Raw genomic sequence first — 12318 nt, 5'->3', positions numbered from 1 at the left:
ATCGAACAGGGGGGTGTGCAAGGGGGGCTGCACTGATGCACGCATACGCACCACGAGACAACCGTCAACGGAGAAGTCAACTCGCAGCGACGAACGGGAGCTTATCGGGTTTGAACCCGAAAGGATCAATCTCGCACACCCGCGGAAGTGAGGGCTCCGTCACTCCCAGACAGCAGCTCACGCGTCGACAAATACCTTTGCGGACCCGGCGCTTGGCGCCGGGCGGCAGTGCGCGCGCCCCTGCGTGTCCGCAGTTGATGGACCCTGACGGATTACCGACGGGCATCATCGCGGCCGTGACTGGCTTCTTGGACAGGTGTCCATCTATAGTGGACACCTATCCAAGAAATGGAGCCCGATGATGGAGACGGTTGCGAACGTACTGGTCGGTCTGGTGGCCGCCCTGCACGCCTACATCCTGGTGATGGAGATGTTCCTGTGGCAGAAGAAGCCCGGGCGGGCGCTGCACGGGTTCGACCGTGAGATGGCCCGGGCGACCGCACCGATGGCCGCCAACCAGGGGCTCTACAACGGCTTTCTCGCGGCCGGCCTGGTCTGGGGTCTGATCGCTGCGGACCCGACCGGGTTCCGGGCGCAGGTGTTCTTCCTGAGCTGCGTCGTGGTCGCGGGCGTCTACGGCAGCGTGACGGCCAACCGCCGCATCCTGTTCGCGCAGGCACTGCCCGGCGCGCTCGCCCTGGCCGCCGTCCTGATCGCGCGGTGAGCCGCTCCGCGCCGCAGGACCCGCGGGCCGCGCGCACCCGGGCGCGGCTGCGGGAGGCACTGCTCGCGGAGTGCGCCGAGCGGCCCCTCGCCGAGGTCGGCGTGGCCGCGCTGGTGCGCCGGGCCGGGGTCGGACGGGCCACCTTCTACGTCCACTACGCCGACCTGGAGGCGCTGGCGGTCGACGCGTGCGCGGATGTCGTCCGCGAGGCCGTTCAGGCGCTGCACTCCTGGACGGGGCGGCCCGACCCGGTGCACGCGCCGCCCGCGCTCGCCGAGTTCTTCGGCTCGCTCGCCCCGCACGCCGGCCTCTACCGCGCGCTGCTGACCCCGGGCGGCGGCGGGCCCCTCGGCCGGGTGCTGCACCGGGACCTGCGCGCCTACAGCCTGCGCGAGCGCGAACGGGCGGGCGCGGCGGACGCACCCCTGGTCGCGTCGGCCGTGGCGGCGACCTTCGCCGGTGTCCTGGCCGACTGGCTGCACGGGCTCCTGGACGCAGACGCCCCTCGAATCGCCGACGAGGTCTGGCAGTTGCTGGTCGCGTTGCACGCCAGTCGGTGACGGGTCACGCGCAGCCCATGCCCTCCTTCACCAGTGGCCAGGCCTCCACGCCGTCGGACGTACGGACGTAGGCCTTCGCCGGATCGTCCGTCAGCCACAGCTGCCGGTCGTGGAAGCGGTATCCGGTGTCGCGGGCGCCAGCCGGCATACGGACGTCTCCGTCGTACGGGGAGGTGAGCATGCCGTCGGGGAGCACCCGGTCGGGATCGCGGGCGTACAGCATGCCCTTCTTCCCCTCCCCCAGTTGCAGGAAATGCGCCTTCTCCCAGTCGCAGTGTTCCGGTCCGGCCGAGCTGTTCACCTTGGTGATCGGCACCCGCCTGTCCTGCCGGTCCTTCCAGATCTCGTACCACTGCCTGTCCGTGTAGCTCTCCGGGAGTTCGGACGGATCGCAGGACGCGCTGGTCTCCGGGCCCCAACCGGGCCGGTTCTTCCGGTCCCTGGCGACGACGACGGCGACCTTGGTCCTGCCACCCACATCGAAGGAGTACAGGACACGGTCCGACTCGCTGCGCTCCGCACGGTAGCCGTGGCGCGGAACGTCGGGCTGCTCGATGTCGAAGTACGCCTTGAGGCCCTCCTGGGGCGTCGTCCCGCCGTCGCCCTCGCTCCACGGCTCGCTGCCGCCGCCCGAGTAGATCGCCCCGTCGCACTCCAGGGCCCGTCCTGCGGAGCCCGACTCGATCCTCGTGGCTCGGGCGCCGTCCTCGTCGAGGTTCCTCGTCGGCACGTGCAGCGGCCCGCTGTAGGGCACGGGCGGCGCGGTACCGGCGACGACGAGGTCCTGACCCCTCTCACCTCCGCACGCCACCGCCGCCGACGCGACCAGCACCGTCGTCACCGCGAGTCTTCCGCGCATCCCCCACCCCTGTTCGCCCCACTGCGCTTACGGTCCTTCGACGCGGCGACGGCACGGAACGTTCGTCGGCGGCTAACGTGCCGCCGCCTGGAACGTACGCCGGTACGCCTGTGGCGAGACCCCGATCGCCGCGTGCAGGTGCTGGCGGAGCGAGGCGCCCGTGGCGAAGCCGACGTGAGTGGCGATCTGGTCGACGGACAGGTCACTGGATTCCAGCAGGTGCCGGGCGCGGGCGACACGCTGCTGCACGATCCAGCGGCCGGGGCTGAGGCCGACCTCGTCGTTGAAGCGGCGGGCGAAGGTGCGCAGGCTCATCCGGGCGTGGCCGGCCAGCCCGGTCAGGGTGAGCGGTTCGTCCAGGTGCTCCAGAGCCCAGGCCCGGGTGGCCGCGGTGCTCGCGGCCCCGCTCTCGGGGACCGGCTGCTCGATGTACTGGGCCTGGCCGCCGTCCCGGAAGGGGGGCACCACGCAGCAGCGGGCCACGAAGTTGGCCAGTTCGCTGCCGTGGTCGGTGCGGACGATATGCAGGCAGACGTCGACGCCTGAGGCTGCTCCGGCCGAGGTGAGGACGCGGCCGTCGTGGACGAACAGGACGTCCGGATCAAGGTCGATGTTCGGGAACCTGCGCCGGAACAGGTCGACCACGTGCCAGTGCGTGGTGGCCTTGCGACCGTCGAGGAGACCCGCCGCGGCGAGAACGAAGGCGGCGGTGCAGATGGAGACGATCCGTGCGTCCGGGCGGATCCGCGCGAGCGCGGCGGCGACTTCGGCCGGCAGCTCGGTGGGGATGTGCGAGGGCGTCACGGAGGCGACGACGACCGTGTCGGCCGTGTCCAGGATCTCAGGTCCGTGATCGACACCGATCGTGAAGTCCGCGCTGGTACGCACCGGTTGACCGTCGACGGTGCAGGTCAGCACCTCGTACCGGCCGTCGGCCGCACCGAAGATCCGGCTGGGGATGCCCAACTCGAAGGGGTAGACGCCGTCCAGGGCCAGCACGACGACCCGTTCCACCTGCCGCTCACCAGTCATGGCACGATCCTATCGAAGCTTGGCGTTCGTGCCATTTTCTTGGCGGGCGGCCCCAGGCACGCTGGTTCACCATGAGCACTGTGAACACGATGCGAGCCATCAGCCAGGACACCCTCGGCGGTCCCGAGGTCCTGAAGGTCGTCGAGCTGGAGCGGCCCGAGCCGCGTACGAACGAGGTACTGGTCCGGGTCCGCGCCGCCGGCGTCAACCCGACCGACTGGAAGCACCGCGCGACGGGCGGTTTCCTGGGCGAGCCGCCCTTCGTCCTGGGCTGGGACGTCTCCGGCGTGGTCGAGGCGGTCGGCATCGGAGTCGTCCGCTTCCAGCCCGGCGACGAGGTCTTCGGCATGCTGTCCTACCCGTACGGCCACGGCTCGCACGCCGAGTACGTCACCGCTCCGGCTCGCTGGTTCGCGCCCAAGCCGGCCTCGCTCGACCACACGCAGGCGGGCGCGCTGCCACTCGTCTCGCTGACCGCCTGGCAGGCCCTGACCGAGTACGCCGACCTGCAGCCGGGGCAGCGGGTGCTGATCCATGCGGCCGCGGGCGGGGTCGGCCATGTGGCCGTGCAGATCGCCAAGGCCCGGGGCGCGTACGTGATCGGCACCGCCAGCGCGGGCAAGCACGGATTTCTGCGCGACATCGGCGTGGACGAGGCGATCGACTATCAGGAGACGGACTTCACCAAGGCCGTGAAGGACGTCGACGTCGTCCTGGACACGATCGGCGGCGAGACCTCCACGCGCTCGCTGCGCGTGCTGCGGCCCGGCGGAGTCGTCGTCTCGATCCTGCCGGTGGGCTCGGCCGACTTCCACGAGGAGGCCGAGCGGCTCGGGGTCCGGTCGCTGCGGATGCTCGTGGACGCCTCGCACAGCGGCCTGAAGGCGATCGCGGAGCTGGTGGAGGCGGAGAAGCTGCGCCCCGCGATCGCCGGCACCTTCCCGCTGGCCGATGCCGCCGAGGCGCACGCGCTCGGTGACACCGGCCGGACCACGGGGAAGCTGGTCCTGACGGTCGACTGACGTCCTGTCAGAACGTGAGCACGGGCTTGATCGCCTTGCCTGCGCCCATGTCCCGCACCGCCTGGTCGATGTCCGCGAACGGATAGGTACTGATCAGGCGGTGCAGCGGCAGCCGTCCTTCCTTGACCAGCTGGACCAGCGCCGGGATGAAGGTCTGCGTCTCGGCGTCGCCGAGAGTGAGGCCGACGACCTGCTTGCCGCCCAGCAACCCGTTGACGTCCAGGGCGACTTCGCTGCCGAACGGCGGGGCGCCGACGACGACCAGGGTGCCGCGGGCGGCGAGCGCGTCGACGCCCTGGCGCAGCACCGCGACGCTGCCGGTGGTCTCCACGACGCCGTCGGCGCCCTGGCCGCCGGTGATCTCCGCGAGCGCCTCGGCGAGGTCGGTCTCGCCGACGTTGACGGTATGGGTGGCGCCCAACTCCTTGGCCAGCGACAGTCGTTCGCCGATCTTGTCGACGGCCACGATCCGGGTGGCCGGGGTGAGGGCGGCGGCCATCACGGCGGACAGGCCGACGGCGCCGGCGCCGAGGACGACGACGGTGCTGCCCGTGACCGGCTTCAGCACGTTCCAGACGGCGCCCACTCCGGTCTGCACTCCGCAGCCCAGCGGCGCGATCGACTCCAGCGGTACGTCCGCGTCGACCTTGACGAGGCTGCGCTCGTCCACCAACGCCCGCTCGGCGAAGGAGGACTGGCCGAAGAAGTGGCCGCCGAGCGGGGTGCCGTCCCGGCTGATGGTGCTGGTGCCGTCGGCACGGACACCGCCGATGAGGTTCAGCGGCAGCCAGGTCGCGCAGTACGCGGGGTGGCCTCCGTGGCAGTTGCGGCACTCGCCGCAGGAACTGAACGACAGCACGACGTGGTCACCAGGCGTGATGCCGGTGACGGCCGGGCCGACGGCCTCGACGACGCCGGCGCCTTCGTGGCCGAGCACGCCCGGCAGGGGGAAGGGCAGGCCGCCACTGGCGACTCCGAGGTCAGTGTGGCACAGGCCGGTGGCCACCATGCGGACGATCGCCTCGTGCGGTCCGGGCTCGTCGAGCTCGACATCGGCGAGGGTGAAGGGTGCCCCGCCGGACTCGACGACCGCGGCACGGGTGGTGATGGACATCGTACGAACTCCCTTGGCTTTCAGGCGTGTTCAGCCGAGCTGGTCGATCGCGAGCTAGTCGAGCGAGACGACGACCGACTTGACCGTGGTGTACGCGGCGAGGGCCTCGGGCCCGTACTCGCGGCCGAAGCCGGAGTCCTTGACGCCGCCGAAGGGGACGGCGGGGTCGAGCATGGCCCAGTCGTTGATCCAGACGATGCCCGCCTGGAGCCGCCCGGCGACACGGTGGGCGCGGGCGAGGCTCTGGGTCTGGATGCCCGAAGCGAGGCCGTACGGAGTGGAGTTGGCGAGTTCGACCGCCTCGTCCTCGCTGTCGAAGGGCTGCACCGTGAGGACCGGGCCGAAGATCTCCTCCTGGACGACCCGGGAGTCATTGGGCAGGTCGGCGATCACCGTGGGCTTGTAGTAGTAGCCGCCGTCGAGATCGATCCGCTCGCCGCCGCAGACGATGCGGCCGCCCTCCTTGCGAGCCAGGTCGACGTACTCCTCGACCTTCTTCAGGTGCTTCTCCCCCGCCATCGGTCCGACGACGGTCTCCGGCTGCCGGGGGTCGCCCACCGGGACTCCGGGCACGGCCTCGGCGAGGATGCCGAGCAGGGTGCTGTGCACCTGGCGCGCCACCAGCAGACGCGGGCCGCCCATGCAGAACTGGCCGGTGTTGAAGACGAAGGCCTTGATGATCGCGCCGACGGCCTTCTCCAGGTCGGCGTCCTCGAAGACGATGTGGGCGGCGTTGCCGCCGAGTTCCATGGTCACGGGCTTGAGCGCCTCACCGGCGGTGGCCGCCACGTGGCGGCCGACCGCGGTGGAGCCGGTGAAGGCGACCTTGTCGATCCCGCGGTGGCGCAGCAGCGCCTCGCCCGCCACCGGGCCGATGCCGGTGACCACGTTGACGACGCCGTCCGGGACACCCGCCTCCTTGAACAGCCGGGCCATGTAGAGGGCGCTCAACGGTGTCTCGTCGGCCGGCTTGTGCACCACCGTGTTGCCGGCGGCGAGCGCGGGGCCGATCTTCGAACCGGCAAGGATCAGCGGGAAGTTGAAGGGGGTGATCGCGGCGACCACGCCGAGCGGCTCGCGCTTGGTGTAGGCGAGCGCGTTCATGGGTGTGTCGCGGATGGACCCGTCCAGGGAGTGGGCGAGGGCGGCGAAGTGCTCGTAGTCGTTGGCCGCGTTCGTGATGTCGACGGCGTGGCACAGCGAGATGGGCTTGCCGACGTCCAGGCTCTCCAGGCGGGCGAGGTCGTCGGCGTTCTCACGGATCAGCTCGGCGACGCGGTGCAGGATCCGGCCCCGCTCGCGTCCGCTCAGCCCGGACCAGGTGCCGTCGTCGAAGGCCTCCCGTGCGGCGCGCACGGCCGCGTCCACGTCGGCGGCGCCCGCCTCCGCGACGGTGGTGACGACCTCGCCCCGGGACGGGTCGACCACCTCGGTGCGCGCTCCGTCGGCGGCCTCTCGCCACTGCCCTCCGACAAACAGCCGTCCGGGTTCGATCTCGAACGTGGTCATCACCACTCCCCAGCCTCATCGCCAAGATTTCAACAAACAGGATTCCTGTTGGTTCGCAGTTTCATTACAGACAGGTTTCCTGTCAATGCTCTAGGCTGAACTCATGCTGCGCTCCCAGGCTACGAAGACATCTCCGTCCCTGCTCTACATGGTCAAGCAGGTGGAGCTCGTGGTGCGCTCACACCTGGACGAGCTGGTCAGGCCGTCCGGGATCACCGCGCTGCAGTACACCGCGCTCACCGTCCTGGAGCGGCACGACGGACTGTCGGCCGCACAGCTGGCCCGCGACTCGTTCGTCACCGCCCAGTCCATCGCGGACCTCGTACGATCCCTGGAGAACCACGGGCTGGTGCGCCGGGAGCGCAATCCGCGCAATCGGCGGGAGCTGCTGATCCTGCTGACCGATGCCGGCCGGGAGCTGCTCGCGCAGCACGCGGCGCCGGTTCGGGAGCTGGAGGAGCGCATGGTCCGGGAGCTCACCGCACACCAGGCCGAGCAGTTCCGCCAGGCACTTTCCAAGGCTTGGCACGCCCTGTCGTAGCCTCGGAACTCCCTTCAGTGCGCGGCCCCGCCCAGCGGCTGTGTCGCAATTCGAAGACATATGTCAATCGAACATGCTCAAATTCACTCCAACGAGGGTAACTTGCAGGGCGGAGAACGGATTTGCGCTCACTGGGGACCTGGGGGCTCGTCTGCACTCGTACGCTCGCTGCACGCTGTCACCCCGGCCCCCGGTGACCTGCAACCCCGCAGCGGACGGAGCAGGTTGGAGGCGATGTCGTGGTGCACCAGGAACCTGCGCCGTTCACCCGGCATCTCCGTGTCCACCAGGACCGGGGCCACACGGTGCTCGAACTCCGCGGCGAGATCGACATCGCCGCGGCCCTGGAGGTCGCTCCCTATCTGGACCGCGTGACGGCGCATCCCGACGCCCGCCTGGTGATCGACCTGACGCGGGTCGACTTCTTCGACTGCTCCGGGCTACGGCTGCTCCACCGGGCGCGGGCCCGCATGCTCGACCAGGACGGAGAGCTGCGGCTCGTGTGCACCCACCCGCTCACGCTGCGCATCATGCGGGTCACCGGGCTGGCCCGCCTGCTGCCCGCGCATCCGTCCCTGGACGCGGCCCTGGGCCAGCCGGAGGCCACCTCCGGGTCGTTATGACGGCCGCACTCGCCACTGCAACCCGTCCTCATGTCTATTCGCTTCGCGGCTCGTCGAACAGGGCGCTGACCGACTCGCCGTTGTGAATACGGCGTACGGCCTCCGCGAGGGCCGGGGCGATGGACAGGATCCGCAGTTTCTCGGTGCGCTCCTCCTCCGGCACCGGCACGGTGTTGGTGCACACGATCTCCAGCACGTCGGGCTGTTCGCCGATCCGCTTCAGAGCCCCGGCCGCGAACAGACCGTGCGTGCAGGCCACCCGGATCGACCGCGGCCCCAACTCCCTCAGGCGCTCCAGGAGTTCGAGGACGGTGCTGCCCTTGGCGATCTCGTCGTCCAGCACGATGACATCCCGGCCCGCGACGTCGCCGATCACGGTGCTGATGGAGACCTGGTCGTCGGCGTACCGCTGCTTGGCGCCGGCGGCGACCTGGGCGCCGAGCATCCGGGCGAAGGCGGCCGCCTCCTTGGCGTTGCCGAGGTCCGGCGAGACGACGGTGGTGCGGGTCAGGTCGTACTGCCGAAAGTGGGCGGCCAGCTCACGCAGGGCGTGCAGGTGGTCGACCGGTACCGAGAAGAAGCCGTGCACCTGCGGCGAGTGCAGCGTCATGGTGAGGACGCGGCTCGCGCCCGCGGCGACCATCAGGTCGGCGACGAGCCGGCCGCCGAGGGAGATCCTGGGCGCGTCCTTCTTGTCGGAGCGGGCGTAGGAGTAGTGCGGCATCACGACGGCGATCCGTGCCGCCGAGGCGCCGCGGGCCGCGTCGCACATCAGCAGCAGCTCGACGAGATGCTCCTGCACCGGTTTGACCAGCGGCTGGATGAGGAAGACGTCCCGCTCACGGCAGTTGGCCTGGAGCTGCACCTCCAGGCAGTCGTTGGCGAAGCGGCTGACCCGGGTCGGACTGAGCGGCACGCCGAGGTGCGCACAGACTTCAGCCGCCAGGTCGGGGTGGGCACTGCCGCTGAACACGGAGATGTCTCGCACAATCCGCTCCTCGCATGATCATTCCGGGGACGGGTTCATGCTACTGACCGGAAGAAATCGGCTGCGGTGCGCCGTCGGCCGTGCGCCACCAGGCCGGCGTACGAGTTCCCTCACCTCAGGAGACCCCGTGCTCCTACTCCTCGGACGCCGGTAGGACCAGCCGCACCGAGCGGCTGCTCTTTTGCCACGGAGCGATCGACCGGTTCGGCGGCGACCGGCGGCGGCGACACCTGTACGGACGACGGAGAGTTCTCCACGCCAGTCCCGAGTGCAGCAGCGTGCGCTCCGTCGCGACGCCCGGCACGCTCCCCCACTTCCTCAAGGGCGTGGGAGGTTCCCCCACTAGCCGCACCGGGCACAGACCCAAGTACGTCCAGTACCCGCACCCGGCACTCCCCCAGCCTCCGGCCGGGCCCCAGAGCACACACCCGACGCCGCTCATTTACGGGCAAACCTTGCCTGCCAGGGCACTTGTGCGCCCGCGCTGCTTCCGTCAGGAGCGCCCATCGGCCAACGGGGCGGTCTGCCAAGGGCTTTGGGGGGCATTCGCAACAGTAGGAAGGAGGGCCGTCGCCATGACGACTCCCATCAGGCGCATGTCCGGGCGCATGCCCGGCTGGGCGAAGGCGGTGAGCGCCGTCGTGCTGGTGCTCGTGGTGTTCTTCGCCGGGATCCGGCTCAGTGTGCTCCCGGGCCTCAAGGACCTGTTCGGCACTCAGACGCACGACCGCTCGGGACCCGCACTGCTCCAGTCCATCCAGGACATGAGCCGTTACGACGCCGCCTCCGGCAACTTCCAGGTCGTCGTCGACCTGGAAAAGGACACCAAGTTCCTGCCCGACGCGATCCGCGGCTCCCGCACGCTGTACATCGGTGCGGGCACCGTCGACGCCTACGTCGACCTGGGCAAGGTCGGCAAGGACGACGTGACGGTCAACGGCGACCGTACGTCCGCCACGCTCCGGCTGCCGCACGCGGCGCTCGGCAAGCCGGCCCTGGACCCCGACCGCTCCTACGCCGTCTCCAAGCAGCGCGGTCTCCTGGACCGCCTCGGTGACCTGTTCTCGGACAACCCCAACGGCGAACAGGCCGTGCAGAAGCTCGCGGTCAGGCACATCGGCGACGCGGCCAAGGACAGCGAGCTGACCAAGCGGGCGGAGACCAACACCACGGGCATGCTCGACGGTCTGCTGCGTTCGCTCGGCTTCAAGGAGGTGCATGTCAGCTACGCCGGCTGATCAGATGCCTGCGACCCCCGGCAGGGCCAGTGCTCCGAGCAGCGCGGCGCCCACCAGCACCCATGCCACGTAGTCCCCGACGTGCCCGGACTGCAGGCGCCGCAGCGGCAGCGCCCAGTCCGGGGCGGCGAGCAGCTTCGGGCGGGTGACGGCGAGGGCCGCGAGGCCCACGGCGAGCACGGTCGAGAGCAGACCGAGCAGCACGCCCGCGCGGGTCCAGTGCACGGAGGTGATCACGCCACCGGACCCGGCCTCGTTCACCGCGTGCGCCACGACGTCGGCGAAGCCGGGGGCCACCCCCACGGCCAGCGCTCCGGCGAGCAGCACCGCGGGCACCGCGGTCATGGTGTCCGGGACGCGGCTGAGCCGCTGTCCGGTCTCGGGCTGCTCGCCGGAGCCGGTCGTCTCGTACCCGCCCTCGTCCCGGGGCCTTGGGCCGAGGCCGAGGAACACCCGTGCCGCGACCCGCAGCACCGCCGCACCGGTCACCGCGCTCGCCGCGACGTACAGCACCGTGAGCGGTCCTCCGACGGCCTCCTCCGTGACCGACTTGCCGAGGGCCGTGCCGAAGGGCGGCAGGCCCGCGAGGCCGAGCGCGCCGACGAGGTACATCACGGCGACGGAGCGCAGCTTCCGGGCCCGTCCGTGCAGGGCGTGCTCGTCGACGCTGCCGTAGCGGTCGAGGAGGATGCCGGTGCAGGCGAACAGGGCGGCCTTCACACCGGCGTGGCCGAGGATGTACAGCGCGATCCCGTCGTCGGCCTCGGGGGTCAGGACGCCGATGCCGATGAGGAACAGCCCGGTGTGGGCGACCGTGGAGTACGCGAGCAGCCGTTTGATGTGCCGCTGGTACCAGCACATGACCGCGCCGATCACGGCTGTCAGCGCGCCGAGCACCACGAGTGCCCGCTCCAGGTCGCGTGTGGGCACCCCGCCCGGCCCGGAGAACACCGTCCCGTACACGCGCCACACGCCGTACGCGCCCATCTCGACCATGACGCCGGAGAGCAGCATGCACACGGGGGTGGGCGCGACGGCGTGCGCGTCCGGGAGCCAGAAGTGGAAGGGCACGGCGGCGGACTTGACCAGCAGGCCGGTCAGGACGAGGACGAACGCCGCGAGGGTCAGGGCGTCGGGCCCGCCGTGGGCGTCGAGCCCGCGGCCGATCTGCGTCATGGCCAGCTCGCCGGTGCGGGCGTACAGCAGCCCGATGCCCATCAGCATCGCGTAGGCGCCCAGCGAGGTGACGACCGCGAAGGTCAGCGCGCCCTGCACGGCCCTGGCCTCCTCCACGCGGGTGCCGGTCAGGGCGTACGCGACGACGCTCATCAGCTCGAAGAACACGAACGCGTCGAAGAGGTCGCCCGCGATTGCGAATCCGCACATACCGCCCTGGAAGAGCAGCATCAGCGCCGGAAAGGAGCCCGCGTGGCCGCGGGGTGGTTCGTCGAAGTAGCGCCAGGAGTACGCCAGTGCCGCCAAGGTCAGCAACGAGGCGAGCGCGGCCATGCCGAGCCCGGGTCCGTCGCCGGCGAGGACGATGCCGACGCTTTCGCCGTTGACGGGCGTCCAGCCGCCGACCCACTCGGTCATGGGCGGGGAGGAGTTGATCAGCAGCACGATCGCGAGTCCCGCGGTGCCGCACGAGACGGTGCAGGCCACGGACTCGGCGACCACTCTGGGCATGCGGCGGCTGGCGATGACCAGCAGGGCGGCCCCGAGGAGCGGGACGGCGACGAGGAGCGGCAGCAGGTCGTTCATCAGCCGCGCAGCTCGGAGAGTTCGTCCGGGTCGACGGTCCCGTGCCGCTTGGAGATCTGCACGACGAGCGCGAGCAGCAGGGCGGTGACGGTGGCGCCGACAACGACGTCGGTGAGGGTCAGCGCCTGCACGACCGGGTCGACGACCGGCCGCGAACCGGGCTTGATGTCGGAGAACACGGGTGCGGTGGCGCCGTCGCGGTATCCGACGGCCAGCAGCAGGACATAGGTGCCGGCCTGGCAGACCGACAGACAGCCGACGGCATGGACCAGGTTGCGGCTGGTGGCCAGGCCGTAGCAGCCGGCCAGGAAGACCCACACCGCCACCAGGTAGGGCAGCACATCCAT

13 protein-coding genes are annotated in these 12318 nt (G+C 70.5%); 6 read left to right on the top strand and 7 right to left on the bottom strand.

Annotation, left to right across the window (positions count from 1 at the left end; genetic code table 11):
• Positions 1–361 precede the first annotated feature (361 nt).
• Together OOK07_RS40230 and OOK07_RS40225 are read left to right on the top strand one after the other, a co-directional pair.
• The gene (locus tag OOK07_RS40230; RefSeq protein WP_266802279.1) at positions 362–724 is read left to right on the top strand and encodes a DUF1304 domain-containing protein; all 363 of its coding nucleotides are present in this window, start codon (positions 362–364) and stop codon (positions 722–724) included.
• Positions 721–1284 carry a TetR/AcrR family transcriptional regulator gene (locus OOK07_RS40225; RefSeq protein WP_266801535.1) on the top strand — a complete coding sequence of 188 codons (564 nt, stop codon included), beginning with the start codon at positions 721–723 and terminating at the stop codon, positions 1282–1284. The genes OOK07_RS40230 and OOK07_RS40225 overlap by 4 nt, the downstream gene beginning before the upstream one ends.
• Before the next feature lie 4 nt (positions 1285–1288).
• Here the strand turns inward: OOK07_RS40225 and OOK07_RS40220 are convergent, their stop codons facing one another.
• Together OOK07_RS40220 and OOK07_RS40215 are read right to left on the bottom strand one after the other, a co-directional pair.
• Positions 1289–2143 (bottom strand): hypothetical protein, encoded by an 855-nt coding sequence (locus OOK07_RS40220; RefSeq protein ID WP_266801534.1) that lies wholly within the window; start codon positions 2141–2143, stop codon positions 1289–1291.
• Between the two features lie 72 nt (positions 2144–2215).
• Positions 2216–3175 carry a GlxA family transcriptional regulator gene (locus OOK07_RS40215; RefSeq protein WP_266801533.1) on the bottom strand — a complete coding sequence of 320 codons (960 nt, stop codon included), beginning with the start codon at positions 3173–3175 and terminating at the stop codon, positions 2216–2218.
• 71 nt (positions 3176–3246) lie between these two features.
• Between OOK07_RS40215 and OOK07_RS40210 the strand changes: the two genes are divergently transcribed.
• Entirely contained in the window at positions 3247–4197 is a 951-nt protein-coding gene (locus tag OOK07_RS40210) for an NADP-dependent oxidoreductase (RefSeq protein ID WP_266801532.1), read from the top strand.
• A gap of 7 nt (positions 4198–4204) precedes the next feature.
• On the opposite strand, the gene OOK07_RS40205 is transcribed toward OOK07_RS40210, so the two are convergent.
• Positions 4205–5311, bottom strand: coding sequence for an NAD(P)-dependent alcohol dehydrogenase (locus OOK07_RS40205; RefSeq protein WP_266801531.1), 1107 nt, complete (start codon positions 5309–5311; stop codon positions 4205–4207).
• Positions 5312–5365: 54 nt separating this feature from the next.
• Positions 5366–6820, bottom strand: coding sequence for an aldehyde dehydrogenase family protein (locus OOK07_RS40200; protein WP_266801530.1), 1455 nt, complete (start codon positions 6818–6820; stop codon positions 5366–5368).
• A gap of 103 nt (positions 6821–6923) precedes the next feature.
• Between OOK07_RS40200 and OOK07_RS40195 the strand changes: the two genes are divergently transcribed.
• Together OOK07_RS40195 and OOK07_RS40190 are read left to right on the top strand one after the other, a co-directional pair.
• Positions 6924–7361 (top strand): MarR family winged helix-turn-helix transcriptional regulator, encoded by a 438-nt coding sequence (locus OOK07_RS40195; protein WP_266801529.1) that lies wholly within the window; start codon positions 6924–6926, stop codon positions 7359–7361.
• 242 nt (positions 7362–7603) lie between these two features.
• Entirely contained in the window at positions 7604–7984 is a 381-nt protein-coding gene (locus tag OOK07_RS40190) for an anti-sigma factor antagonist (protein WP_266802277.1), read from the top strand.
• A gap of 34 nt (positions 7985–8018) precedes the next feature.
• Here the strand turns inward: OOK07_RS40190 and OOK07_RS40185 are convergent, their stop codons facing one another.
• Complete coding sequence (locus OOK07_RS40185; protein ID WP_266801528.1) at positions 8019–8972, bottom strand: ribose-phosphate diphosphokinase; 954 nt, start codon at positions 8970–8972, stop codon at positions 8019–8021.
• Between the two features lie 575 nt (positions 8973–9547).
• On the opposite strand from OOK07_RS40185, the gene OOK07_RS40180 reads away from it, so the two are divergent.
• Entirely contained in the window at positions 9548–10210 is a 663-nt protein-coding gene (locus OOK07_RS40180; RefSeq protein WP_266801527.1) for a DUF4230 domain-containing protein, read from the top strand.
• Here OOK07_RS40180 and OOK07_RS40175 read toward each other — a convergent pair whose 3' ends face one another.
• Both OOK07_RS40175 and OOK07_RS40170 read right to left on the bottom strand, forming a co-directional pair.
• Entirely contained in the window at positions 10211–11971 is a 1761-nt protein-coding gene (locus tag OOK07_RS40175) for a complex I subunit 5 family protein (protein WP_266801526.1), read from the bottom strand. It lies immediately after the preceding gene.
• Positions 11971–12318 carry a sodium:proton antiporter gene (locus OOK07_RS40170; RefSeq protein WP_266802275.1) on the bottom strand — a complete coding sequence of 116 codons (348 nt, stop codon included), beginning with the start codon at positions 12316–12318 and terminating at the stop codon, positions 11971–11973. Before OOK07_RS40170 ends, OOK07_RS40175 begins: the two co-directional genes overlap by 1 nt.

The organism is Streptomyces sp. NBC_00078 (genome assembly GCF_026343335.1).
Taxonomy (GTDB): domain Bacteria; phylum Actinomycetota; class Actinomycetes; order Streptomycetales; family Streptomycetaceae; genus Streptomyces.
Note: the sequence above shows the minus strand (reverse complement) of the source record. Positions and strands in the feature narration are given on the sequence as shown.